The sequence below is a fragment of the Marisediminitalea alba genome (assembly GCF_002993365.1).
Lineage (GTDB): Bacteria > Pseudomonadota > Gammaproteobacteria > Enterobacterales > Alteromonadaceae > Alteromonas > Alteromonas alba.
Window position 1 is genome coordinate 46,361 of sequence record NZ_PVNP01000047.1, and the last position, 25,088, is coordinate 71,448.

Annotated in this window: 22 protein-coding genes; 8 read left to right on the forward strand and 14 right to left on the reverse strand. The window is 49.6% G+C overall.

What is annotated here, in order from left to right; genetic code table 11:
- Positions 1-102 precede the first annotated feature (102 nt).
- The 3 genes from C6Y40_RS05525 to C6Y40_RS05535 all read left to right on the forward strand — a co-directional run bounded on the left by C6Y40_RS05525 (position 103) and on the right by C6Y40_RS05535 (position 4,997).
- Positions 103-1,497: a bifunctional enoyl-CoA hydratase/phosphate acetyltransferase gene (locus tag C6Y40_RS05525; RefSeq protein WP_105933720.1), complete on the forward strand. Its 1,395-nt coding sequence runs from the start codon at positions 103-105 to the stop codon at positions 1,495-1,497.
- Positions 1,494-2,591 carry an acetate/propionate family kinase gene (locus C6Y40_RS05530; RefSeq protein WP_105933721.1) on the forward strand — a complete coding sequence of 366 codons (1,098 nt, stop codon included), beginning with the start codon at positions 1,494-1,496 and terminating at the stop codon, positions 2,589-2,591. Before C6Y40_RS05525 ends, C6Y40_RS05530 begins: the two co-directional genes overlap by 4 nt.
- A 315-nt stretch (positions 2,592-2,906) precedes the next feature.
- Positions 2,907-4,997, forward strand: a complete 2,091-nt coding sequence (locus C6Y40_RS05535; protein WP_105933722.1) for a TonB-dependent receptor — start codon at positions 2,907-2,909, stop codon at positions 4,995-4,997.
- A 112-nt stretch (positions 4,998-5,109) separates the two neighbouring features.
- Here C6Y40_RS05535 and C6Y40_RS05540 read toward each other — a convergent pair whose 3' ends face one another.
- The 12 genes from C6Y40_RS05540 to C6Y40_RS05595 all read right to left on the reverse strand — a co-directional run bounded on the left by C6Y40_RS05540 (position 5,110) and on the right by C6Y40_RS05595 (position 15,092).
- Positions 5,110-5,475, reverse strand: a complete 366-nt coding sequence (locus tag C6Y40_RS05540) for a zf-TFIIB domain-containing protein (protein ID WP_105933723.1) — start codon at positions 5,473-5,475, stop codon at positions 5,110-5,112.
- 118 nt (positions 5,476-5,593) lie between these two features.
- Positions 5,594-6,151, reverse strand: a complete 558-nt coding sequence (locus C6Y40_RS05545; RefSeq protein WP_105933724.1) for a single-stranded DNA-binding protein — start codon at positions 6,149-6,151, stop codon at positions 5,594-5,596.
- Between the two features lie 344 nt (positions 6,152-6,495).
- The gene (locus C6Y40_RS05550) at positions 6,496-8,058 is read right to left on the reverse strand and encodes a sodium/sugar symporter (RefSeq protein ID WP_105933725.1); all 1,563 of its coding nucleotides are present in this window, start codon (positions 8,056-8,058) and stop codon (positions 6,496-6,498) included.
- A gap of 48 nt (positions 8,059-8,106) precedes the next feature.
- A complete protein-coding gene (gene galK / locus C6Y40_RS05555; RefSeq protein ID WP_105933726.1) occupies positions 8,107-9,255 on the reverse strand; it encodes a galactokinase in 1,149 nt (382 codons plus the stop codon).
- A complete protein-coding gene (locus C6Y40_RS05560) occupies positions 9,252-10,298 on the reverse strand; it encodes a UDP-glucose--hexose-1-phosphate uridylyltransferase (protein ID WP_105933727.1) in 1,047 nt (348 codons plus the stop codon). Before C6Y40_RS05560 ends, galK begins: the two co-directional genes overlap by 4 nt.
- Before the next feature lie 202 nt (positions 10,299-10,500).
- On the reverse strand, positions 10,501-11,385 hold the full coding sequence (locus C6Y40_RS05565; RefSeq protein ID WP_105933728.1) for an SMP-30/gluconolactonase/LRE family protein: 885 nt from the start codon (positions 11,383-11,385) through the stop codon (positions 10,501-10,503).
- 60 nt (positions 11,386-11,445) lie between these two features.
- Positions 11,446-11,850 (reverse strand): hypothetical protein, encoded by a 405-nt coding sequence (locus tag C6Y40_RS05570; protein ID WP_105933729.1) that lies wholly within the window; start codon positions 11,848-11,850, stop codon positions 11,446-11,448.
- Between the two features lie 69 nt (positions 11,851-11,919).
- Entirely contained in the window at positions 11,920-12,141 is a 222-nt protein-coding gene (locus C6Y40_RS05575) for a hypothetical protein (RefSeq protein ID WP_205664746.1), read from the reverse strand.
- Positions 12,142-12,178: 37 nt separating this feature from the next.
- Positions 12,179-12,391: a hypothetical protein gene (locus C6Y40_RS05580; RefSeq protein ID WP_105933731.1), complete on the reverse strand. Its 213-nt coding sequence runs from the start codon at positions 12,389-12,391 to the stop codon at positions 12,179-12,181.
- A 206-nt stretch (positions 12,392-12,597) separates the two neighbouring features.
- A complete protein-coding gene (locus C6Y40_RS05585; RefSeq protein WP_105933732.1) occupies positions 12,598-13,302 on the reverse strand; it encodes a sulfite exporter TauE/SafE family protein in 705 nt (234 codons plus the stop codon).
- A 228-nt stretch (positions 13,303-13,530) separates the two neighbouring features.
- A complete protein-coding gene (locus tag C6Y40_RS05590; protein WP_105933733.1) occupies positions 13,531-14,310 on the reverse strand; it encodes an SDR family NAD(P)-dependent oxidoreductase in 780 nt (259 codons plus the stop codon).
- 62 nt (positions 14,311-14,372) lie between these two features.
- Positions 14,373-15,092, reverse strand: coding sequence for a FadR/GntR family transcriptional regulator (locus C6Y40_RS05595; protein WP_105933734.1), 720 nt, complete (start codon positions 15,090-15,092; stop codon positions 14,373-14,375).
- Between the two features lie 273 nt (positions 15,093-15,365).
- Between C6Y40_RS05595 and C6Y40_RS05600 the strand changes: the two genes are divergently transcribed.
- A complete protein-coding gene (locus C6Y40_RS05600) occupies positions 15,366-16,994 on the forward strand; it encodes a sodium:solute symporter (RefSeq protein WP_105933735.1) in 1,629 nt (542 codons plus the stop codon).
- 76 nt (positions 16,995-17,070) lie between these two features.
- Positions 17,071-17,982 carry a sialate O-acetylesterase gene (locus C6Y40_RS05605; protein ID WP_170308416.1) on the forward strand — a complete coding sequence of 304 codons (912 nt, stop codon included), beginning with the start codon at positions 17,071-17,073 and terminating at the stop codon, positions 17,980-17,982.
- 17 nt (positions 17,983-17,999) lie between these two features.
- Here C6Y40_RS05605 and C6Y40_RS05610 read toward each other — a convergent pair whose 3' ends face one another.
- Entirely contained in the window at positions 18,000-19,343 is a 1,344-nt protein-coding gene (locus C6Y40_RS05610) for a cytochrome-c peroxidase (protein WP_105933737.1), read from the reverse strand.
- Between the two features lie 394 nt (positions 19,344-19,737).
- Here C6Y40_RS05610 and C6Y40_RS05615 point away from each other — a divergent pair, with 394 nt between their 5' ends.
- The gene (locus C6Y40_RS05615; protein ID WP_105933738.1) at positions 19,738-20,640 is read left to right on the forward strand and encodes an AEC family transporter; all 903 of its coding nucleotides are present in this window, start codon (positions 19,738-19,740) and stop codon (positions 20,638-20,640) included.
- On the opposite strand, the gene C6Y40_RS05620 is transcribed toward C6Y40_RS05615, so the two are convergent.
- Positions 20,637-21,671 (reverse strand): glycoside hydrolase family 43 protein, encoded by a 1,035-nt coding sequence (locus C6Y40_RS05620; protein ID WP_240621856.1) that lies wholly within the window; start codon positions 21,669-21,671, stop codon positions 20,637-20,639. The genes C6Y40_RS05615 and C6Y40_RS05620 overlap by 4 nt on opposite strands.
- Before the next feature lie 218 nt (positions 21,672-21,889).
- Here C6Y40_RS05620 and C6Y40_RS05625 point away from each other — a divergent pair, with 218 nt between their 5' ends.
- Complete coding sequence (locus C6Y40_RS05625) at positions 21,890-22,861, forward strand: arabinan endo-1,5-alpha-L-arabinosidase (protein ID WP_205664747.1); 972 nt, start codon at positions 21,890-21,892, stop codon at positions 22,859-22,861.
- A gap of 175 nt (positions 22,862-23,036) precedes the next feature.
- Entirely contained in the window at positions 23,037-24,875 is a 1,839-nt protein-coding gene (locus tag C6Y40_RS05630) for an SLC13 family permease (RefSeq protein WP_105933740.1), read from the forward strand.
- Positions 24,876-25,088 lie beyond the last annotated feature (213 nt).

The following is a 25,088-nucleotide window of genomic DNA, read 5'->3' on the forward strand; positions in this document are numbered from 1 at the left end:
GGTATCAATGCACATTTATTCATCAACCTGTAGTGTAACCGTGTAATATTACAAAGCGAGTTACAGCATTCACAATTTGGCGCCTCTGGCCGGAGAATCAATATGGAAATGATCCGCAATAAACCCTACAACAACATTACGGTGGGCGATAAAGCCTCGCTTAGCCGCACACTGACCCGTAAAGATATTCAGTTGTTTGCCATTATGTCGGGCGATGTAAACCCGGCCCACGTAGACGAGGAGTACGCTAACAGCTCTCAGTTTCATCACATTATCGCCCATGGGATGTGGGGAGGAGCATTAATTTCAACCGTGCTGGGTACCCAACTTCCAGGCCCGGGCACCATTTATCTTAAGCAGGATTTCACCTTCCGCCGCCCGGTTTGCCTGGGCGATAACCTCACCGTCACGGTAACCGTGTTAGAAAAACGTGAGCATTATCAAATCCTGCTCGGCTGTGCCTGTACTAATCAGGACGGTGAAGTTGTTATTGACGGTCAGGCACTGGTAAAAGCGCCTACCGAACAAATCGATAGGCCCAGAGCAGTGTTGCCGGCGGTTGAACTCAAAGAACAAAGCAGTGAGCGCTATCAGCAGTTTATGGACATGGCAAAAGATATGTCTCCGCTCAAAACCTGTGTTATTCATCCGGTGGATCTCAATTCACTGGCCGGCGCTGTAGAAGCCGCTGCAGATAACCTTATTACCCCTATTCTGGTGGGCCCCACAGCCCGCATCGAACAAGTCGCGCGGGAAAATAAACTCGACATATCCTCATTTGAACTGGTTGATACACCGCATAGCCATGCCGCGGCTGAAACGGCGGTAAAACTGGTAAGCAGTGGTAAGGCCGAAGCACTGATGAAAGGCCATTTACACACCGATGAAATGATGCATGAAGTACTCAATAAGGATTACGGATTAAGAACCGGGCGGGTGATGAGTCATATATTTGCGCTTGATGCCCCCAGTTACCACAAGACGCTTTTTCTCACCGATGCCGCGATAAATATCCGCCCTAACCTGGCCGCTAAAAAGGATATTATTCAAAACGCCATCGAACTGGTGTATACCCTGACAAACCGCACTCCCAAGGTCGCGATATTATCTGCGGTGGAAACGGTGGAAGAAAAAATACCTTCAACACTTGATGCCACTGCACTTTGTAAAATGGCCGAGCGTGGTCAGATAGTGGGAGGACTCCTCGACGGACCGCTGGCAATGGATAATGCCATTTCGGCTGAGGCGGCGAAAGCCAAGGGAATATTATCGCAGGTGGCCGGCGACGCTGACATTCTGGTCGCACCGGATTTAGAATCGGGCAATATGTTGTTTAAACAAATGCGTTACCTGTCCGGCATCGAAGGAGCAGGCATTGTACTGGGGGCCAGAGCACCGATTATTCTGACCAGTCGTGCCGGCGGGCCGCTAACCCGCAAAGTGTCTTGTGCCATGGCATTGGTTTATCAGCGTAAACGCGGGGATCTGCCGTTATGAGCAAGCAAACCGATAGCCCCCATTACCTGGTATTAAACAGCGGCTCTTCCACCTTAAAATACGCCGTATTTGACGCCATCAGCCTGGCGGTAGTAGAACGGGGCCTATTCGAACTTAATGAAGATAACTATGCCGAAACGCTGGAAGAAGTATTGCACCATGGCGGCTATGTCAGGGCTGTGGGGCACCGGGTGGTGCATGGCGGTACCGCCTATACGCAACCACTACTCATTGATGATAGCTCACTCGCATCACTCAATAAACAGTGCGATCTGGCCCCCTTACACCAGCCGCATAATCTGCATGCCGTGAGAGTACTGCGCGAGCTGCACCCGGAATTACCTCAGGTGGCCTGCTTCGACACCGCTTTTCACGCTACGCAACCTAGAGTGTCAACCGATTATGCTTTGCCTGACTCCTTGCGCCATCAAGGGCTTCGCCGTTATGGTTTCCACGGTTTATCTTACGATTACATCAGTCATCAGCTTGCCGCTTCAGATCCTTCAGCGGGCGGTAGATGTATTGTGTTGCACTTGGGCAGCGGCGCCAGTGGTTGCGCTATGTATAAAGGTAAAAGCGTTAGCTCAACCATGGGCTTTACCGCCCTTGATGGTCTGATGATGGCAACTCGCTGCGGCACTTTGGATCCGGGGCTGGTATTACACTGCATAACCCACTTGGGGATGTCGGCCTCAGAAGTGACCAGTGCATTGTATAAATCGTCGGGGCTGCTGGGGGTTTCCGGTTATTCTGGTGACATGCGAATTCTGGAGCAACATGATGATGAGCCTGCTGTGACTCATGCACTTACCCTGTATTGCCGCTACATCGTACGAGCCATTGGTAGCCTGACCGCCGAGTTACAAGGCCTGGATACGTTGATTTTTACCGCAGGAGTGGGAGAAAACGCTCCGGATATCCGCCGCAGGGTGTGCGAGCAGCTCTGCTGGCTTGGCGTTGAGTTAGATAATACCGCCAACCAGGACAACCGCCCCATAATCAGCACGTCATCATCAACTGTCACTGTGCGAGTGATCCCCACCAATGAAGAATGGATGATTGCCCACTACATGCAGCAGGCGCTTAATTCGTAAAGCGCTTGTCGCTGTGAACTGCGCCTTTCAAATCTGGTCTATCAACCCGCGCTGACAGGACGTTTTATCTGGCTATTAACCGGCTAAACAACCGGCTCACTAATAGCGCTTACTCTCTCAATAAGCCCGCCAATCAAGCCCTAAAGATTAAGTAAAACTAAACATAGATTTTAATCAAAATTAAAACATATGTTGTAATCAAGAATTATTCGCATTATTATTCTCTCAAATTTTGCAGTCGATCATTCCTCAACCAACACAGATTGGAGAGGCTGTTGACCGATATTTCAGCTCAGCATACCTGGAGACTTTAGTTTGAAATTTGCACTATCAGTAGTTGCCGCAGCGCTTACCTTTAATACTTCAGTATCAGCCAACACGGCGGATGACCCGGAACGCATTACTATTGAAGGCCAGTATTTATCGATCAATGAGTCCAATTCGGTAAAAACACCCACGCCGATTATTGATGTACCACAAAGCCTGTCGATTATGACAGCCGAGGAGATTACCGAGCGCGGGATCACCAGCATCGGTGAAATCATCGACTACACGCCAGGCGTGAACACCTCTCAGGGTGAGGGACACCGCGACTCAGTGGTATTTCGCGGCGTTCGCTCGACAGCAGATTTTTACATGGATGGCAACCGCGATGACGTGCAGTACTATCGCTCGCTGTACAATGTGGAACAGGTGGAAATCCTGCGCGGGCCCAACGCCCTGCTTTTCGGCCGCGGTGGCACCGGCGGAATCCTGAACCGGGTCTCAAAGAAAGCAAAATTAGATGAAACCTTTACCGGTTACAAAGCCACGCTGAACACCTTTGGCGGCTATGGCGTAGAAATCGACACCAACACCGATATGACCAGCACCTCAGCGCTGCGTATCAATGCGATGTACGAATCGCTGGATAACCACCGCGACTTCTTCGACGGCGAGCGCATTGGATTTAATCCTACCGCCAGATTTGAATTAAGCGACGACAGCGTGCTGGATATGTCTTACGAGTACATCAACCACGAACGTTTTATTGACCGCGGTATTCCCACCGGCGCTGATGGTCGCCCGGTAGAGTCACTGAAAAATGTGGTATTTGGCGACCCGGAGAATAACTATCACGAGCTGGAAGCCCACGTATTCCGCGTAAACCTGTCGCACCAGTTTAACGATTACACCAAAGCCAACGTGAACGTGTTTTATGGTGATTACGATAAGGTTTACTCAAATTTTTACGCCAGTGACTATGACGCCGACACCAACATTGTTGAACTGGACGGTTATATTGATGAAACGGCTCGCGACAACCTGATTGTATCAGGCAACCTGATCAGCGAATTCAGCACCGGCAGTATTGGCCATATGGTGATCGCCGGTACAGAGGTGATCCGCACCAATTCAGACCAGTTCCGCTTAAACTCCGTATTTGATAGCACAGGGAATGACCGCGAAACGTTTATTACCCAGCGCCCGCTATTGTTTAGCGGCTTTAGCGGCATCAACGCTACCGGTAATCAGGTCACCACCGCTTTTACGGCACTCAATGATGACACTCGCGTAACCTTAGATGTTGCCTCGTTCTTTGTGCAGGATGAAATTGAGCTATCTGAACACCTGGACCTGGTACTTGGTGCTCGTTTTGACCGTTTCGATATTGAAGTATTTAACGCTAAAGCAGTGGAAACCCGTAGTCGCACCGACGAACAGGTTTCTCCTCGCGCCGGTCTTATTTATAAGCCACAGGAAAACATCTCCCTTTATGCCAGTTACAGCGAGTCTTTCCTGCCGCGTAGTGGCGAGCAATATACCGATATTAACGGCAGTGACAACCAACTGGATCCTGATACCTACAGCAATCAGGAAATTGGTATTAAGTGGGACTTTGCCCAGGGTCTGAGCTTCACTGCCGCCGTATTTGAAAACGAGCAAAGCTCTCCTCAGGTGGCCGATGATAATCCGGAAACCCTGGATGTGATTGATTCAGACATCTCTGGCTACGAGCTGCAACTCACCGGCTATCTGAATGATGACTGGCGCATTACCGCTAATTACAGCCACCTTGAAGGCGAAATAGTAGACCGCAACGGTCCAACCGGCCGCACGCCTCGCGAGTTGCCGGAAAATACCTTCTCGGTATGGAGCACCTATCAGGTGAATGACGTATTTGGCGTAGGCCTGGGTGCTACCTATCAGGATGAGAGCTTTATTAACAACGGTAATTCGGCGGTATTACCCAGCTATACCCGTTGGGATGCCTCGGCGTATTACGATATCAGCGAAGACCTGCGCGTGCAGCTGAACATCGAAAACCTGACCGACGAACTGTACTTCCCGAATGCCCAAGCCACCCATCAGGCAACGGTAGCGGCGCCACTTAACGCGATGCTGACAGTTGTAGGCAGATTTTAAGAAGTCTTTGCGCCTGTAAGCCTTTAAAGCCAAAGGCCCTGCACAAGCGGGGCTTTTTTTCGCAAACACAAAAGCCTATTAGCCCGTTTAAAGAGCGGTTTCCCGCTGAGCTTTACTTTCGCAATCCGAAACGTTTCAGAAAGTCACTCACAGAAATCGTGGCGTAATCAACATATTCACCGGCATCGTAAAACCGGCCATGGCAATGGGGACAGCTTTCAAAATGAATATGTCGCTGCGCGCTGTCGGTCATCTCGAGCATTTTACTATTCGGACACACCGGGCATTGAATATCGCTTATTTCACTATAAAGCGTGCCCATTTTCTTATCGCCGGTGTCCAGAGCGCGGGCAAAATCCTTTAGCGCCTTATGCTCCATCACATCAAACCATAAGCCGTGGCAGGTGCTGCAACGCTCAACCACGCCGGCAGGCGTATTGATATGCTCAAAACGACCATGACACTTGGGACAATCCATCTAACTTCCTGCAGAAGTGAAACTGACAGAATTCTACTATATGCATTTTTGGCGGTGCTGTCATTGCCAATAAAAAACCCCGCTGATGCGGGGTTTGTAAAACAACCATACCTTAGATCTAGAACGGGATGTCGTCGTCAAAGTCGAAGTCAGGCTCAGCCATAGGAGGCTTTTGCTGATTCTGGCCGCCCTGCGGACGTTGCTGCTGAGGTGGTTGCTGGTAGTTTCCGCCCTGATTGCCACCACCATAATTCTGGTTGCCGCCGCCGTAACCACCGCCCTGCTGACCGCCTTGTGGACGCTGTTGATAGCCGCCGCCCTGTCCGCCCTGACCACCTTCACGGCCACCGAGCATTTGCATCTGGTCGACGATGATTTCTGTGGTGTAACGATCCTGCCCCTGTTGATCCTGCCATTTGCGGGTTTGCAGTTTACCTTCAACGTAAATTTGCGAACCTTTTTTAAGGTATTCACCGGCAATTTCTGCTAACCGACGGTACATGGTTAAACGGTGCCATTCAGTTCGTTCCTGCACCTGCCCCTGCTGATCTTTCCAGCTTTCACTGGTTGCCAGGCTCAGATTGGCAACGGCGTTGCCGTTGGGCATGTAACGTACTTCCGGGTCGTTACCTAAATTACCGACCAGAATGACTTTGTTAACGCCTCGAGTTGCCATGATGTCTCCTAAAATCTGTTTACGCTTTTATAATAATATAAGCGCATGCAGCGCTTCGTCGTCGTTTGTAAAGCTTGCCATTATAACGCATTTTTTGCGCTCGCTCAGCGCCTTTTTGAGGTTAAATAAAAATCCTCAATGACAAAATACTAACTCGTTGTTTTACCAATTAGACTACGGCAAATTAGCGCGACTTTCACCTGTTCTTGCAACCGGTTGTGTGACTTAACCCTGCAGGTAAGCTCGCGATGGCGGCCATGTTTAGCAAAATTAATTACAGACAGGCAAAAAAAAGCCTCAACCGGAGTTGAGGCTTTCAGCTCAATTTTATTAGCCGACGGTGCTTACCACCAGGTAATATAAAACGCCGCTACTACAATGGTTAATGCCACCGAACCAACATTAAACACTGATGAAGTTTTAAAGTTGATGTCATTCAGTTGTACGGCGTGCTCATGGTCGCCCTTACCTTCAAACAGGCTAACAATAACGGCCAGGCCCACACACAGTAAAAATACAATGCCTACGCGGTCCATAAACGGCAGCTCTGGCAGCAGGAGTTTAAATGCCAGGCTGAATACCGCAGAGCCAACGGCCGCTACCAGACCACCATTAGCGGTAGTTTTCTTCCAGAACATACCCAGTGCAAACAGCGCTACGATACCCGGTGTGAAGAAGCCGGTGAATTCCTGAATATACTGGAACGCCTGATCGAACTGACCGAGTAATGGTTTAGCCACAACCATGGCAATAATCAGCGCCAGCAAGCTCACAATACGACCTACTTTTACATAGTGATGCTGGCTCTTATCAGGGTTTCGGTCTTTATAAATATCCATGGTAAAGATAGTCGACACACTGTTGGTCATCGACGCCAGTGACGAGACGATTGCGGCAACCAGTGCAGCAAAGATAATGCCTTTAAGGCCAACCGGCATCAGTGTCATCAGTGACGGATATGCCTGGTCGGCTTTTTCCAGATCCGGGACCAACAGCACCGCTGCAATACCGGGTAATACTACAATCAACGGCATCAACACCTTCAGGAATGCAGCAAATACAATCCCTTTCTGAGCTTCATTAACACTTTTAGCCGCCAAAGTACGTTGGATAATGTACTGGTTGAAGCCCCAGTAAGACAGGTTCATGATCCACATACCACCAATAAGAACTGATAAGCCCGGCAGATCCATATAATGTGGATTGTCTTCGCTCAGGATCATGTCAAATTTACCCGGTAACTCAGTCGTTACGGTATTGAAACCAGCCCAGAATCCGGCTCCGTCACCGATAATATTCAATGCGGTGTAAGACAGGAACATTCCGCCTAATACCAACAGCACAACCTGAATAATATCTGTCATGGCCACGGCTTTCAGACCACCGTATAAAGAATAAGCCAGAGAGAATACACCGAGGAAAATCATACCGTACATCAGGTCAACACCAGCAATCGTATTGATTGCCAGTGCACCCAGCCATAATACTGCGGTGAGGTTTACAAACACATAAACACCCAGCCAGAATACCGCCATCACCATGCGTACACGGTGGTCGTAGCGCTGCTCGAGGAATTGCGGCATAGTATAGATTTTATGTTTCAGGAAGATCGGCAGGAAGTATTTACCTACAATGATCAGCGTGATAGCTGCCATCCACTCATAGGAAGCTATTGCCAGCCCCACCATGTAACCGGAACCGGACATCCCGATGATCTGCTCTGCCGAAATGTTGGCAGCGATCAGTGAGGCACCGATGGCCCACCAAGGCAGACTTGAACCCGCCAGAAAGTAATCGTTAGTGTCTTTCTCGTGTCCCTTTTCTTCACGAGAAACCCACCATGCGATGCCGATTAAGGCAATCACATAGATAGCGAATAACGCTATGTCGAGTGTTTCAATTTTCATTATGCGACCCAATAGATTGTAATTTTAATTCGTAAGTGGATAACGAAATTAGGTATTTTCGTCAAAAGCACCCTGATTTGTAGTACAAATGTAAACTTTTTGTTTCAACCCAGTCCGCGCATAATACTTGTCTTCTACCTGTTTAGTCACCCCTAAAAGTAAATTTTTTGGTAATAAAGCAACAACACAACCGCCAAATCCGCCTCCAGTCATCCTAACCCCGCCGGTTTTGCCTATCTCCTGCTGGATAATTTCTACCAGAAAATCAATCGGCGGCACGGTTATTTCGAAGTCGTCACGCATTGAAATATGCGACTCAGCCATTAACTGACTCACTTGAGCCATGTCACCCTTTGCCAATGCATCAAACATGGCAGTGGTGCGTGCGTTTTCGCTGATTATATGGCGTGCGCGCTTGTACTCATTCTCACTAAGCGAATTTTTGGCGGCTTCCAGCAGCTCTGTGTCGGCATCCCGTAAACTGGCCACGCCAAGTTTGCGAGCTGCTGCCTCGCATTGCTGACGGCGCAAATTGTATTCGCTGTCGACCAATCCCCGCTTCACATTGGAATTGATGATCATAATGGCGAAATCTTCAGGTAAATCGATAAAGCGCTGGGACAGGTCGCGACAATCCAACAACATAGCTTTCCCGTGTTTGCCGAGTGCCGATATCAGCTGGTCCATAATGCCGCACGAACAGCCAACAAATTCATTTTCGGCCTGCTGACCCAGCAAGGCAGCCTCAATGCCTTCGATATTCAGCTCATAAAGCTGCGTTAAGGCACTGATAATCGCAACTTCAAAAGAGGCAGATGAACTCAGCCCCGCGCCCTGTGGCACGTTACCGGTAACCACCAGATTCGCCCCGCCCAGTTGTGGGTACTTCGCTTTGACAACCTGACACACCCCTTTTACATAGTTGAGCCAGCCTGGCTGTGGCTGGTGCTGAATGTTATCCAGGGAAAATGACGCGCATTCATTATCGTAGTCAACGGCCACCACCTTCACAATGCCGTCATGCCGCTTTGCCGCGGCAATATCGGTACCAAAGTTGATCGCAACCGGAAATACAAAACCCTGGTTATAGTCGGTATGCTCACCAATCAGATTAACCCGGCCGGGGGCGTGGCTGGTTACCTCTGGCGTGGTGTTAAAATAAGCAGAGAACAGCGAAGAAATATCTGCAAGCGTCATTGGCCGGCCTCTTTATAATGTGTGGCAGAAAGCGCCTGCAACTGCCGGGCAGCTTGTTCAGGTGTGAGGTCGCGCTGAGCTTCTGCCATCATCTCATAGCCAACCATAAACTTTCTGACGCTGGCAGAGCGCAACAATGGCGGAAAGAAGTGTGCGTGCAGCCCCCATTCAGGATGCGCTTTGTCATCAAAGGGCTGACTGTGCCAGCCCATTGAATATGGGAAGGACGTGTTAAACAGGTTGTCATACTTACTGGTAATTTCGCCCACAATGATGGCAAGGTTTCGCGCCTGAGTCTCACTCAGATCCGCCAGAGAACTCACACTAAAGCGCGGTAATAGCAGAGTTTCGAACGGCCAGGCGGCCCAGTAAGGAACCACAACCAGCCAGTCTTTATTACTGCATACTACCCGCTCTTTGACAGCAATTTCGCGTTCCGCATAATCGAGCAGCAGGGCTCGCTGATGTTGCTGATAATACTCAGCGAAGCTTGCCTGTTTCCTGGCCGCCTGCGTTGGCAAATGACGCTGAGCCCAGACTTGTCCATGGGGATGCGGATTGGAGCAGCCCATCATGGCGCCTTTGTTCTCAAAAACCTGTACCCACTGATAACTTTCACCTAACTCTGCGGTTTGCGCCATCCAGCATTTCACTACGCCGACTCTTTCCTCATTGGTCAGTAATGGTAGCGTTTTACTGTGATCCGGCGAAAAGCAAATCACCCGGCTACATCCCTGTTCAGACTCATAGCGAAACAGCGGGTCGCTACTGGCACTATCCGGCGTGTCTGGTTGCAGCGCGGCAAAGTCGTTGGTAAATACGAAAGTCCCTGCAAAAGCCGGGTTGACTTCCCCGTTGATCCGCGTGTTTCCCGGACACAAATAACAGCTTTCATCATACGTAGGTAAGACGGACTGATCGGGCTCATCCTGCTGGCCCTGCCAGGGGCGCCTGGCCCGGTGTGGCGATACCAGCACCCACTCTTGCAATAACGGGTTGTAACGTCGATGTGGATGATCCGACGGCTCAAAAGGAACAGACATGATTAATTCCTGTTTAACTTAAAGGGTAAACGTTTTCCCTATTCTCGTCTTTTTTTACATAGATGTAAATAACTCTACGCCACCTATTCTCATCTGATCAGCTAATTAACATAAATGAGGCTAGTCACTATAAATGGGGAGCAACGCTAAATATGGGTATACGTTTACCTTGTAGCAAAAACAAGAACTTGATAAATCTGAGTTAGTTATCTTTAACCCGCGGTTCAGGCACACCCGTTACACCCACGTCGAGTTCAAACACGCTACCAGCCAGCGGATAGCGATTTAACGCATCATCATCCATGCCGATGCAGGCTGTGGTAACCAACAGTGTTGAATATTCTGGCCCGCCGAAAGTGACATTGGTAATTTGTGGCGCAGGCAACACAATTCGCTCGATGAGCTTTCCTGCCGGATCAAAGTAACACAGCCCGTGCCCTTGCCAGCAGGCCACCCAAAGGTTGTCATGGCTATCCACCGTAATACCGTCCGGATAACCGTGGTGCTCAGGTAAAACAATGTGTTGGCGCTTATGGGATAGCTGTCCATGACCATCAACGGTAAAAGCGTAGATGGTTCGGGTGGCAGAGCTCACTGAATAAAGCCGATCTCCGGCTAGGTTAAATGCCGGGCCATTGGATACGACATAGCCACTGTCTACTTTGTGTAATGTGGGATTTTCGTTAAGATTGGCAAGTTGATAGAGACTCCCGCAGGGAGCCGTTTCACTGTCATCCATGGAACCAAAATACAGCCGACCAGCCTGGTCAGTTTTCGCATCATTTAAGCGATTGCCTGCCGGTTCTTCGCTCAGCAATAAACAGCACTCGCCACAGCTCAGATCGTCGTTTAGCCAGTATATGCCCGACTGTAATCCAACAATAAAACGGCCCGAACGGGTTTCTTTCACCCAGCCAATTTGTTCTGGCATTGGAATGGACGTCACAGCCCTGGATGCGTAATCCATGCGGTATAACAGTTGCTGTTTAATATCGACCCAGAAAACGCTGTTATACCGGGCACTGTAATAGATGCCCTCGCCGAGGCTGCACCTGTGACGACTTACATTTAAAATTTTAACCGGCATTACATCCTTACACTGTTAAAAAGCCCCACAGGTGAACCCTGCCCTCACCAACTGCTTTCGTCAGTTAGCCGCTCGATAATTCACCATCAAAGCCGAATAGAGAAAGGCAAAGCTTACACAACCTGCAAACAGAATCGAGTAGTGAATGTCATTTAAGAATAAAACCATTGAGATATCAGCGCCAAGGAAAAAGCTACCAAAAAACAGTAAAGCAAACAGTGACTGACTGTTTTGTTGCTGGCGCAATCGCTGGTCTCTTAAAACACAGGCCATGAATTTCAGCACCGGTAAATCTTGTTGCCACTGACTTAGTTGTTTCCCTTGTGTGTGCGCATAAAGTTTTGCCGCAACGACAAGCGCAATGGGCGTCAGGATAACGGGTAACCAGATGTATCCTTCGCTAAAGCCGTGATAAACCGCAACAGTCATCAGTACCAGGCTTGAGTAAATATAAATACGTTCCATGCATTTTCTCCGAATAGAAGTTTACGATTCATAAAGGAAAAAAGCGGTTCATAACGAACCGCTCAAGCGTTAGAAAACACTGCCACCATCGTCCTGGATTTGATCAACTATGCTATCAACACCGGAGACCACTGCGCCTACGATACTGCCAGCCACTGCACCTGCGGCAGCACCAATGATGCCCCCCATGGCAGCTCCTACAGTAGCCCCCGTAGCTGCTCCGGAAAGCGCACCTGAGCCCGCAGCTTCGAGAGCTTCAGTACCGCTTACCGACCCGCCTGTAACTACCATACACTCGCCTGGCTCCAAACATCTCATATTGCTCTCCTTAGTCTGAGAAATATTCATAAGCTGCTCCTATCAAAGCTCCGGCGGCTACCACACCAATCACAACCGGAGCGGTAACAGTAGCCCCTACCGCAACGGCAATACCGACCACGGTAGCGCCTGCACCTGCACCAGTTGTAGCACCTTCTGCGGCATCGATAATATCACCGCCACCGCTAACCAGCTCGATATGCTTGCTATTTAATTCATACATAGATTGTTCCTTCACATGGGTTTAATTTTCAGCTGATTACCTGAAAACACTTTTGTCTCGGGTATATACCGGTTTGCCGAGACCCCCTCCCGCAATAACCTTTGCAGAAGAAAGCTAAATTTAAATGTAAAGGTTCACGAAATCAGCGGTCCAAACGGACAGGTATGGGATAGTTTATGAAAGCTTAGGGAGAGAGAAAATACAGTTTAACTGGCAACAATCAGCACGGTACCGGCAAACGCTGCTACCACCAGGATCAGTTTTCTCACCAGTATTTCGTTGATACGCCGGTTAATGAAAAACGACGCAAACCAGCCAATCAGAATAGCCGGAATACATTTTAAGAAAAGCTCAAGATCATCATGCCCCGCTGCGTCGGTAAACCACAATACCGCGATGCCAAACATGTTGATATAAACAAAAAAGACGCTCAGATTGGCTTTGATTTTATCTTTATCTTCCGCCTGATAAAGCAAGCCCATAGGCGCTCCGCCTGCCGATGTTGTGGTACCCATAAAGCCCGAAATCATGGCCGCGATTAAATTGGAAATGACGCTGATCCGCGGCGTAACGCCCACCATAGACAATATTACTGCGGCAATAATACACACGCCTAACAACATCTGGTACTGATGGGCGTCTATGTAAAGCAGCACACTACCGGCCACCAGCACACCGGCCGTGCCGCCAAGAATTGAGAAGCCGGTTTGTTTCAAGTCGATATCGTACTGATGTTTAACTGCCAACAGCGTGGTTAACAGTAAAGCATTGAGGATCATGGGACCAGGCACCAGTTCGGGCATGATCAAAAAGATAAGCGGTGCACCCAACAAGCCAAGCCCAAAGCCTATAACACTCTGCAAGCATGAACCGATGATCAGGACCAGGTACACCAGGATATAGTCGGTCAAACAAACAATCCTTCAACTAAAACTTAACTGTTATGCGTAACATGCAATTTACATATTATATTACATATGATTTGTGCACAGTGCCAGAATGTAAACATTTTTGCAACATAACAATTAGTCGGAATAGTTGTTTGCAGCCGCAGCAGGGGCTGCAGACCAGTCCAGAGAAAAGGAAAAATTCAGCGGATTAGGCATGCCGGCGCAGTGCCGGCAGGCGTTAGAATAGCGTTATACCCAGCCCGCATCGATAATCAGCGTTTGCGCTGTCATCATTTTGCTATCGTCAGCGGCGAGAAATAATGCTGCGTTGGCAATATCGATGGGTAACAGGGTTTCATGAATACACTGCGCCTGTTGTACTTCCTGTACAATTTCAGGACCAGCCCAACGGGTCATCTGTCTCTCGGTCATTACCCAGCCCGGTACCAGCGTGTTCACCCGAATATGCTCAGGTCCTAGCTTGGCAGCCAGGGTACGGGTCAGGCCATCAATTGCTGCTTTAGCCGTCGTGTAAACGGGCATGCAGGTTTGCTTCTGGCGCCAGCTTACCGACCCCATATTGACAATACTGCCACCACCGCAGCGGCGCATTTGCTCGACAACCGCCTGGGCAGCAAAAAAGCTCGGACGCAGGTTTACGTTAATGCGATCATTCCAGTATTCCTCGTCCACCTCTTCAAATTCGTGACGGGTATCATCGGCCGCATTGTTAATCAGCACGCTAATGTCGCCATGCAGTCTTGCGGCCTCACTGATAGCCCCTTTAAGGGCTTTGAGGTCGCGCAAGTCGCACTCTATAAAAGTGGCCTGGCCTTTTCCGGCTTGCGCTATTCGTTCTACCAATGCCTGGCTTTTGTCTACATTGACATCAACAAAACACACCCGGGCTCCCTGTGCACAAAATCGTTCCACCATAACCTCGCCAATACCTGTTCCACCGCCGGTAATAAATACGCTGCGGTTGTTCAGGCTTGGATAACAGGCCGAAGTATCAGACGACTGGGTCATAAAAAAATCACCATAGATGATGGCTCAGTAAACACCAACTTTCGTTGTTAAATAAAAATTCGTTACGCTGACAGTTCAGATTCAGCAATTTTCAATTCAATATAAGCCATTGCTTCATCTATCAGATACGCCATCATGTTTTTGGCTCGCTCTGCTTCACCGTTTTTGATCGCCTGATAAATCTTGCGATGTTCGTCGGCAATGGTTTGCAGGCTGTCCTTGGCATTAGTCGTATACTGGAAGCTTACATTTAAAGCGGTGCTGATGAAATCCCGTAGCTGGTAGAAAAAACGATTGCCACTGGCTAGTAATATGGCCGTATGAAACTCTACATCGGGCTGATGGATAGAGCCATCGGTTTGTGCCGCGTTATCCATGGCATTTAACGCCACCTCGATTTGCGCAATGGCTTCCGGTGACCCGTGTTTGGCTGCCAGTGCTGCCGCCTGTGGCTCAATGGCCAGACGCATTTGCAAAAACTCTTTCAATACCAGCAATGAAGGGCTGCTCTCAAACATCCACCCCAGTACGCTGGTATCATATAAGTTCCAGTTTTCCGGCGGTTCAACCCGAATCCCCTGGCGCGGCCGGGAGGATATTAGCCCCTTCGCTGCCAGCATTTTCACTGCTTCGCGCACTGCAGTACGACTGATGCCATACTCGGTACAAAGCTGAGCTTCAGTTGGAAGGCCTGAGCCCTCGCCATAGACTCCTGCAATAATCGCTTTACCCAATTCATTGGTAACGCGTTGCGACAGGTTTAAATTCTCAATTCGCGCCATGGATTATAATCTTTCTGCTTACGGCCATAACCACGGATAATATCATATTTATCGGTGGTACCTGTTGGCTTTATTGTTAATATAGTTGTTCACATCATAGAGTTGTAAGCCCCCAACGTGCAAGCGTTTAAAATTGATCCAGCACTAAAAACAATCTACTAACGCCATTATGGAATTTAACGCTGTTTTAACAAAAAGCTTTTCATTACCCATATTGTAATATAATATTTTTTTAATTATTTTGAGCTGACATCATGGTATCAGGGTTATTACATGGTTGAATTAAGTACACTCGACTGGCTGGTTCTGGCTGGTTTTTTTATTTTGTTACTTGGCGTGGTCGGGATGTCCATGCGGCAAAAAGAAGAAGATACGGCTGATTATTTTCTTGCCGGTCGTAATGCAAGCTGGCTGGTGATTGGTGCCTCAATCTTTGCCTCAAATATTGGCTCTGAGCATTTGGTTGGCCTGTCTGGTTCCGGTGCCCAGTCGGGGATGGCGCTCGCTCACTGGGAATTGCAGTCGTGGATCATCCTGCTGCTTGGTTGGGTTTTTGTGCCCTTCTACTGGAGCAGTAAAGTTTACACCATGCCGGAGTTCCTGGAACGCCGCTACAACTCTGCTTCACGTACCTTCCTGTCGGTGATTTCACTGGTCAGTTACGTGTTAACCAAGGTTGCAGTAACGGTTTATGCCGGCGGTATTGCGTTTAAAACTATCCTTGGCATTGACAGTATCTGGGGAATCGACTTCTTCTGGATATCGGCGCTGGGCCTGGTCATCATTACCGGTATTTACACCGTACTCGGTGGCATGAAAGCCATCATGTGGACCTCGGTATTACAAACACCGGTACTGATCATCGGTTCGGTGGTAATCCTGGTCGTTGGCCTCGATCAGGTTGGCGGCTGGTCTGAAGTAGAACGTATTAACGACGCTAATCTGCATCTGATTCGCTCAGCCAGCGATGTTGACTTCCCATGGCCTGGCATCATTTTCGGCTCATTCATCATTGGTTTCTGGTACTGGTGTACCGACCAATACATCGTACAGCGTGTACTATCTGCTAAAGGCATTAAGGAAGCCCGTCGCGGTACCATGTTTGCCGGTTACCTGAAGTTATTACCCGTGTTTATTTTCCTGTTCCCGGGCATGATTGCTGTGGCCCTTAAGGAAAAAGGCATTATCAATTACGCCAGCGCCGACCAGGCATTCCCGACACTGGTTGCTGAACTGCTGCCTTCAGGCGTTAAAGGGATTGTTATCGGCGGTCTGGTTGCCGCGCTGATGAGTTCACTGGCATCACTGTTCAACTCTTCTGCTACGCTGTTTACCATCGATTTCTATAAGAAGTTCAAACCTGAATCCAGCGAAAACCACCTGCTTCAAGTGGGCCGTCTCGCCACTATCGTAATTGTTATTCTGGGTATCCTGTGGATCCCGGTGATGAGCTTAATCGCCGATGTGTTGTATGAGTATCTGCAGAGCGTACAGTCGCTTATTGCCCCAGGGATTGCAGCAGTGTTCCTGCTTGGCCTGGTAAGCCGTCGTATTACGCCGGCCGCTGGTTATGCCGGCCTGGTTTCGGGCTTTGTACTGGGTATGATCAGACTGGTCATGCTGCCATTCAAAGACAGCCTGGCCAACACCAGCTTTGCCTGGATTGTGGAGATGAACTGGCTGTACTACTGTATCCTGTTGTTCGTCCTGGTGACTGTCATCATGATTGTGGTGAGTATGTTCACCAAAGCGGCCAGTGAAGAGAAACTGCAGGGCCTTACGTTCAGAACACTGGGCAAAGGTACCATGAAAGAAGTGGTCGATGGTCTGGATAAGTGGGATTACATCCATACCGTGGGTATATTGGGTATCACAGCTTTTATTTATATCCGCTTCTGGTAAACGACCAAGCCGGTGCCATCGTCACCGGCTTTTCTTTATCTACACCAAACTAGCAAAAACTCCCCGGACTGACGCCATGCTGAAGATACTCACCTTAATGTTACTGGTAACATTTCCTGCTACAGCAACCACGTATAAGGTTTACTACCTTGGCGGCCAATCAAACATGGAAGGCTTTGGTGAAAATGTCGATTTGCCAGCCAATTATCGGGCACCACTTAAATCAGTGCCCGTTTTCCAGGGCAATCCGGTAGCCGACTTTAAACCTGGTGGCGGCCTTGGCCTCTGGGATACACTGCAACCGGGCTTCGGCCGACAGTTTTATTCCGACGGCAAAACCAATCAGCATTCAGACTATTTCGGCCCGGAACTGAGTTTTGGCCATCAGATTGCCAAACTGCATCCCGGGCAAAACGTGGCTTTGATTAAATACGCACTGGGCGGGTCTGCCCTCGGTTATGGGGTGGGTAACAACTGGTATCCTGACTATCGCCGTGGCAATGGTATTAACCAGTACGATAATTTTTTAACCGCAATCAGAAAGGCTGTCGCTACGCGGGATATTGATGGCGACGGAGAACCTGACACCCTGGTACCCGCTGGTATTATCTGGATGCAGGGTGAGTCTGATGCTTATGACAGCGAAATAACCGCCAATCGCTATCTGGAAAATCTGAAAACGATGATGGCGCTGTTCAGAGCCGCTCTTCGCAACCCGGATTTACCGGTGGTATTAGGCAAAATTACTGATTCAGGACTGGATCCCGAAGACGGTTTGCGAATGAACTGGGGCAGTCTGGTTCAGCAGGCACAGCTAGACTTTGTTGAGCAGGATAGCTGCGCAGCCCTGGTTACCGTCACTGAAAGCTTTACCCATCTTGATGATGGCTGGCACTACACATCCGCGGATTACCTGACATTAGGGCGCCAATTTGCTGAACGAGTAGCACAACTGGAGAGTCAGTGTGCCACTCGCTCCTCTGAGTAGCTGAAGAAATCGAAGATCTAGTCTTTCACCGGCAATCCACTGGGAACACTTTGTGGAATCAACTCAAGATCTTCCATAACACTTAAGTCAGTTAATGCTTCAAGAAATGCCAGTAAATCATCAACTTCGGCTGCGGTGAGCGAGACCGGTTGCAAGTCGTTAGCATCAATCACTATCTGACGTAGACTGAGGTCATCGTGGCCAATCAAATCACCTTCATCCAGATCTTCACGGGAAGGTTTTACCAACTGACTGGGATCATAGTTTTCCAGTGCTGTGAGTGGATCAAGATGATGCATTACTATCCCACGCAGCGTGGCATAAGCTCCGGTATGACCATAGGGCGCAGTTAAGGCCACATTACGCAGCGACGGCGTTCTGAATTTACCCCAGTCTTCATCCATTCGGGTTGCTTCTGCTCGGCCACGGTCCTGATGAGGCGTGCGCCCCTCACCGCCCGGCCCTACCTGTGGAATAGCAATACCGTAAAACTGGTGGTCAGTCTGAAATTTACCGCTATGGCAACTGCTGCAGTTAGCTGCACCGTAAAATAAATCCATACCACGCACCTGCTGAGCGGTCATTGCCTCAGAATCACCGCGCAGGTAAGCATCAAAGGGGCTGTTATCACTTCTGAAAGCGACGGTCTGAAACGCGGCCACCGCATTCGCATAGTGCTGAATCTTGATATCTGCCGGACGACGGACATCATCGAAAGCCGCATCAAATAAACGAACATAATCCGGATTGACCCGCAGCCGCTCCATATAAGCATTCCAAAGCGGTGGGAAACTATTGTTACGGGAGAGAATCAAACGGGCGACGATTTCATTCTCAATCGGGTCGCCAAGCATTTCGTTTTGATTAAGAATAGGAAACAATGCCTGGCCCGCCAGCACGTTATGCAAGTCTGGTGGCGTATCGCGATTGGCAGCGGTATTCACCACCCCATTCTCTTCAAAGTGAATGCCATTCCAGTTCATATGAGTAAACTCTTTAGCGCCAAGGTTGTATAGATGTGGCGCATGACGGCCAATTCGCCCCTCAACCGCATCATCTCCCTCACCGGTATCGCGATAACGCCCCAGCCCTTTACCTCCCTCACCTACGCCAAGTGACAAACCATCAGCACTGAATGTCAGGGGGTTGTGGCAGGTTGCACAGGAAATATTCTGATTGCCACTCATGATTTTATCGAAAAATAACATGCGACCCAGCTCAACCAGTTCTTCATCCGGCGCGCCATTATAATGGTAATCCGAATCAACCACCGGGGATGGCAGGTCTTCCGCCAGGCCACTATGAACAACACTGAGAAATAATGCACTTACGCAGAGCAGTGAGGAGTTTAATTTCATCATTAATTCCTTTTAATGGCGGTTTATGTGGACTAAACCGGAAAAATAGAAAAGTTATTTTTGCTGTACATTTTTTACACAGCAAGGAAAGGGCCAGTTTTTTACATAAGAAATTTCATATAGTTAAAATTCAGGCCGGGGGAAGCTGTAAAAAAAAGCGACAAAAATTGCCCATTACTCTTAGCCAATGGAACTTTTTGGTGCAGTGCGCTCGCTTTTCGCAATCCATCCATACAGGTCGGTCGACGTATTGCTTACGACGCCGGGCGTTTTCGGGGAGCTAACAACTATCCCTCGGTATCTGCCGCAATCTGTTGGTATCCACCGGGTATTAGGTTACGCTGAACTGCCGTATTTTTGCTTGCGGTTAGTCTCGCTATTTTCAGACAGGATTGTCATGTCAGACAGCTTTGCTTTACTGCCCATTATTGAGCGCATCTTTGCCACCGTTTTTCCGTTATTTGCCATGGTGATGGTGGGATTTCTTTATGCCCGCAAAACCGACTCCGACATGGGCGTTGCCAACCGCATCAACATCGACATTTTTGTGCCCGCGTTAATCTTCTCTGTAATGGCGTCCAAGTCCTTTGATTTGTTCAGTTATCTCGACTTAATGTTGGGGACTTTGCTGATGGTTATCGGCTCCGGCTTACTGGCACTGCCGGTGTGTAAATGGCTGGGCCTCTCGCCCAAAATTTTCGCCCCACCCACCATGTTTAACAACTGCGGTAACCTGGGCCTGCCCCTGGCCCTACTGGCCTTTGGTGAAGCAGGGTTAAGTGCGGCTATCGCCATGTTCCTGGTCAGTACGTTGCTGCATTTCTCGCTGGGCGTTTACATCCTGCATGACAAAGCTCAGCTAAGAACGCTGGCAACCAATCCAATGGTAATGGCTACCGCAGCCGGGCTGGTATGGAGTTTATCCGGCTGGACATTACCGGTATGGGTCAGCACACCTATCGACATGCTGGGGCAGATTTCCATCCCGCTGATGTTGTTTGCGCTGGGAGTTCGCATGACCGATGTGGACTTTGCCGACTGGCGTTCCGGCCTGTTCTGGGGGTTATACGGGCCTTTAACCGGCTTTATAGTCGCTTACCCGTTTGCTCTGCTGGCGCGGCTATCTGGCGAACATACGGCGTATTTCGTACTGTTTTCAGTCCTGCCACCAGCTGTGCTCAATTTTATGCTGGCAGAGCGCTACAAACAGGCGCCACACACGGTGGCGTCGATTGTTTTACTCGGCAATATTGCCAGTCTGGTAGTGGTGCCGGTGGCGCTATTCTTTGTGCTCGACTAGTCAGTTTTATCGCTGAAAAATACCGGAAACCCTTTAGCATCCCAGTAAATCACCCGGGCTCTGGCGTGACGGTTAGGATCAGTAAGTGGCGTCCCGCGCAGGGTTTTGTAATCACGGCTGTGGTAAATCATCAGGTCGGTTTCACCATCCTCGGCTTTTACAAAACTATTGTGGCCTGGACCATAGCGGCCCACCGCTGCATTGGTAGTAAACACCGGCTCTGCTTTTTTATGCCAGCTGGCAGGATCAAGTAGATCCGCGTCTTCATCGGCCCACAGCAACCCCATGGCATAGCGGTGATCGGTGGCACTGGCCGAATAGGTCACGAGCACCCGGCCGTGGCGAATAAGCACTGCGGCCCCTTCGTTAACCTTGTAACCGGCGACTTCCCAATCCAGAGTAGGCTCACTCAACAAGGTAACTGTGTCGAACTTAATTGAGGTAGGCGAGTCCATCTCGGCTATCCACAGCGCCGAATTATAACTGCGCCTGGCATCCTGCTGGGCCCAAACCAGATACCGTTTGCCGCCATGTTCAAAGGTTGTGGCATCCAGCGAGAAAGAGTCAACCGGCGTCTGAATGCGACCGGCTTCGGTCCATTCTCCGTCCATAGGGTTCGCTGCGGTATTTTTCAGCGCATACATTCTGATACTCCAGGGCGCATCCACATCTCCGGCGGCAAAATAGATATACCAGTCGCCGTCCACCTCGTGTAACTCCGGGGCCCAGATATTAACGCTCATCGGCCCCTTGTCGTTCTTGCGCCAGATAACTTTCGGCTCGGCAATTTTCAAATCATTGAGCCGGCAGGCCGCGCGCAGCTCTATCTCATCAAACTTTGGAGACGTACCGATAAAGGTATAACAACCGTCCTCGTGCTGTACAATCCAGGGATCAGCCCGCTGGACCACGATAGGATTATCAATAGGCTCAAGCGCTACAGACAATGCCGGTGCGGCGCTTAACGTTGCAAAGGCGGTACAGGCGATGGTCAGGCTGGTGCGCAGCATGGTTTTAAAATCAAACAACATAGCGAGTCCTTGGTTTAAAAATGAACGGGCAATTGCGGTTGCGCAGTTGCTAATCAATTATTAATATTGTATTACATATTTAACATGATTATTGCTACACTTAGCAAGTTCTTTTACAGGTGCTTTCAGAGGTAAAAATGATTCAAAGCCGTAAACGGAAAACCAGTGCAACCAGATTGCGCTTAGTCTTAACAAGCTTACTCAGCGGTGCCTTTTTAATGGGCTGTGGTGCCCAGGCAAAACAGGTGGAGGTGCATGATCCGGTTATGACCAAAGCCGGTGATACTTACTATGTGTTCAGTACCGGGCCGGGGATCACCTATTACGAATCCAAGGATATGCAAAACTGGACCCTGACCGGGCGCGTGTTTCCCGACGAGCCTAGCTGGGCCAAGCGTATCTCGCCAAGTTTTGACGGCCACTTGTGGGCACCAGACATTTACCAGAAAAACGGTAAATTTTATTTGTATTACTCGGTTTCGGCATTTGGTAAGAACACTTCTGCCATTGGCGTAACCGTTAATGAAAGTCTCGATCCGCAATCACCAGACTACAAATGGATAGACTACGGGATTGTGGTGGAATCGGTGCCGCATCGTGATCACTGGAATGCCATCGACCCGGCCATTGTTGAAGACGACGACGGCAATGCATGGATGAGCTTTGGCTCGTTCTGGGATGGCCTGAAACTGGTTAAGCTCGATGATGACTTAGTGCGTCTGGCAGAGCCGCAGGAATGGTATTCCATTGCCAGCCGACCAGGTTCCAATGTTGCCGACAGTGCTGATCCAGGCGAAGGGGCTATCGAGGCGCCCTATATTTTTAAGCAAAACGGTTATTATTATTTGTTTGTGTCATTTGATAAATGTTGTCGCGGGATGGACAGCACTTACAACGTACGCGTAGGACGTAGCAAATCAGTTACCGGTCCGTACCTCGACCGTGATGGCAAGTCGTTAATGGCAGGCGGCGGCACCATGGTGATAGAAGGTAACGACGACTGGGTAGCACTGGGGCACAATGCGGCGTACACCTTTGATGGTAAGGATTACCTGGTATTGCACGCCTATGAAACAGCCGATAACGCGTTGCAAAAGCTGCGTATTCTGCCAATGAGTTGGGATAATGACTGGCCAGTGGTTGACCCGGCTGATCTCAACAAGCGCACCACTGAACTTCTGAAAAAATAACCTTTCTTCAGCTTCCCGTGCGTTGTCGATGGATACGACAGACCCACGCGCACGGGAGTTTTTCTTACTGTATTGATCCAGCCCACTGTTTTTCCATACGTTATTTCAGTATCCTGATGGTACAAATTTTCTTCTCTGTTCTCGGTTTCACAGGGTTTGTGTTGCGGGAGTTCCCATGCTTTCTATTCCGCATGCCTGGCATGCTCATTATGTATTTCTGGTTATTGGTCTGGCCGCGCTATTAATGGCCAGTAATCGCGTGCGCTATGACATGATTGCTATATCGGTAGTGTTGGCCCTGATGTTGGGCGGCGTGTTGTCGGTGCAGGCGTCACTGGCCGGCTTTGGTAATCCGGTGGTAGTGCTCATTGGCGCCCTGTTGATTGTTGGCGAAATGCTCGACCGCACCGGTTTTGCCCGCTTTGTGGGTGACTGGATTGGTCGGCACAGTCATAGCTCCACCAATAAGTTGTTAATTATGCTTATGCTGGCCAGCGCTATTTTAAGTGCCGTAATGAGTTCAACGGCGGTCGTGGCCATTTTTATTCCCATCGTTATGCGTATCGCCAAGCAAACCGGTAACAGTGCCAGTCAATTACTGTTACCCATGTCTTACGCTGCACTGGTGAGCGGTATGCTGACCCTCATTGCAACGCCGCCTAACCTGGTGATAAGCGGCGAGCTGAGCGCTCAGGGTTATGAGCCTCTGCGGTTTTTCACGTTCACGTTACCGGGGCTGGTCGTGCTTGGTGGCCTGATGCTTTACATGTTGCTGGTTGGCCGTAAGTGGCTACCAAACAACGGTAAAGCAGAACATCAATCTGCCCAGCGGTCGATTAAAGCCCTGTGGGACGACTACCGTGTGAACCGTGAACTGGTTTACCTGCGTATCGACGAGGAGTCGCCTCTGCACGGCAAAACCATCGCCCAGAGCGGCTTGTACGACAATTACGGCTTGCGCATTCTTGATCTGTCCCAGCGTGTTCGGGGCTGGCGGGAATTAAAAGCCGGCGTTTCGCCCGATATCGTACTGCATGCCGGGGATGTGCTGCATGTCGCTATTCCGCCTGAGCAACTGGCACCGGTGGAAAGCCAGGTAATGCTGATGCCATTTCACCCCTCGCAACTGGAAACCCAGTATCGCAGCTGGGAGTTCGGCGCTGAAAGCGTGCTGGTTCACCCGGAATCAAAGCTTATTGGTAAGTCGGTGCGGGAGGCTAAATTCCGCGATCACTACGGCCTGGATGTATTTGGTGTAAGGCGTAACCGCCAGTCCCTGGATGACTATCAGAATCAAAAACTGCAAGCATCTGATTGCTTACTGGTAACCGGCCCCTGGGCTAAGATTATGCAACTTCAACAGCAAAACCACGATTTTGTGGTGCTGGAAACGCCCGCCGAAGCTGCCGATGTGGTACCAGCATTCCGGCGCATGCCGGTAGCTCTGGCCATCACGACCTTTATGGTACTCAGTTCGGTTTTCAACTGGATGCCGCTGGTGGCAGCCGTGTTAATCTCAGTCATCGCGGCAGTCATCACCCGTTGTCTTACCGCAGCCGACGCTTACCGGGCCATTCACTGGCAAAGCCTGGTATTACTGGCCGGTATGTTACCCCTGGCTGACGCCCTGCAACAAACCGGCGGCACCGATATGATTGTGGGTAGTATGATAGGCTCGGCAGGTGACGCATCCCCGCAAACCCTGCTGGTGCTGCTGTTCGCGATTACTGCTTTGCTAACCAATATTTTATCCAATACTGCCTCAGCAGTCCTCATGGCGCCTATCGCCATCAGCGTGGCCCACCAGCTGGGCGTATCGCCCTACCCACTGGCAATGACCGTTCTGTTTGCTGCATCAGCGGCCTTTATGACCCCTATCGCCTCACCTATCATTACGTTGATTGTGGAGCCCGGCAAGTACCGCTTTTTCGATTTTATCAAACTGGGCAGCCCTATGCTGGTCTGGGTATTTGTATGCTGTTATTTCCTTATTCCCTTCTTTTTCCCCTGGTAGCGATTCATTAACACCGGATGTTAACGAATCGCTACTTATGGTCTGCGCAGTGGCGCAGACCAGACTATACTTGCCCTGCAGACTATCAAAAGCTAAATAAATGTTAAAGTTTGTCTTTTTATGCTTCAAATTTGGTCACAGCAGGAGTATCTTTAGCTAATTAGTTAAGCCCCCTAACAATTAACAGCGAACCTCACTTCGCTGTTATAAGCA

Bases quoted from the DNA above. Each gene is read 5' to 3' on its own strand.
- C6Y40_RS05595 (WP_105933734.1), bottom strand. From the start codon at position 15,092: ATGGCGCGAATTGAGAATTTAAACCTGTCGCAACGCGTTACCAATGAA.
- C6Y40_RS05630 (WP_105933740.1), top strand. From the start codon at position 23,037: ATGCTTTCTATTCCGCATGCCTGGCATGCTCATTATGTATTTCTGGTT.
- C6Y40_RS05565 (WP_105933728.1), bottom strand. From the start codon at position 11,385: ATGCCGGTTAAAATTTTAAATGTAAGTCGTCACAGGTGCAGCCTCGGC.
- C6Y40_RS05525 (WP_105933720.1), top strand. From the start codon at position 103: ATGGAAATGATCCGCAATAAACCCTACAACAACATTACGGTGGGCGAT.
- C6Y40_RS05580 (WP_105933731.1), bottom strand. From the start codon at position 12,391: ATGTATGAATTAAATAGCAAGCATATCGAGCTGGTTAGCGGTGGCGGT.
- C6Y40_RS05545 (WP_105933724.1), bottom strand. From the start codon at position 6,151: ATGGCAACTCGAGGCGTTAACAAAGTCATTCTGGTCGGTAATTTAGGT.
- C6Y40_RS05620 (WP_240621856.1), bottom strand. From the start codon at position 21,671: ATGTTGTTTGATTTTAAAACCATGCTGCGCACCAGCCTGACCATCGCC.
- C6Y40_RS05570 (WP_105933729.1), bottom strand. From the start codon at position 11,850: ATGGAACGTATTTATATTTACTCAAGCCTGGTACTGATGACTGTTGCG.
- C6Y40_RS05540 (WP_105933723.1), bottom strand. From the start codon at position 5,475: ATGGATTGTCCCAAGTGTCATGGTCGTTTTGAGCATATCAATACGCCT.
- C6Y40_RS05590 (WP_105933733.1), bottom strand. From the start codon at position 14,310: ATGACCCAGTCGTCTGATACTTCGGCCTGTTATCCAAGCCTGAACAAC.
- C6Y40_RS05560 (WP_105933727.1), bottom strand. From the start codon at position 10,298: ATGTCTGTTCCTTTTGAGCCGTCGGATCATCCACATCGACGTTACAAC.
- C6Y40_RS05600 (WP_105933735.1), top strand. From the start codon at position 15,366: ATGGTTGAATTAAGTACACTCGACTGGCTGGTTCTGGCTGGTTTTTTT.
- C6Y40_RS05615 (WP_105933738.1), top strand. From the start codon at position 19,738: ATGTCAGACAGCTTTGCTTTACTGCCCATTATTGAGCGCATCTTTGCC.
- C6Y40_RS05575 (WP_205664746.1), bottom strand. From the start codon at position 12,141: ATGGTAGTTACAGGCGGGTCGGTAAGCGGTACTGAAGCTCTCGAAGCT.
- C6Y40_RS05625 (WP_205664747.1), top strand. From the start codon at position 21,890: ATGGGCTGTGGTGCCCAGGCAAAACAGGTGGAGGTGCATGATCCGGTT.
- C6Y40_RS05605 (WP_170308416.1), top strand. From the start codon at position 17,071: ATGCTGAAGATACTCACCTTAATGTTACTGGTAACATTTCCTGCTACA.
- C6Y40_RS05610 (WP_105933737.1), bottom strand. From the start codon at position 19,343: ATGATGAAATTAAACTCCTCACTGCTCTGCGTAAGTGCATTATTTCTC.
- C6Y40_RS05550 (WP_105933725.1), bottom strand. From the start codon at position 8,058: ATGAAAATTGAAACACTCGACATAGCGTTATTCGCTATCTATGTGATT.
- galK (WP_105933726.1), bottom strand. From the start codon at position 9,255: ATGACGCTTGCAGATATTTCTTCGCTGTTCTCTGCTTATTTTAACACC.
- C6Y40_RS05530 (WP_105933721.1), top strand. From the start codon at position 1,494: ATGAGCAAGCAAACCGATAGCCCCCATTACCTGGTATTAAACAGCGGC.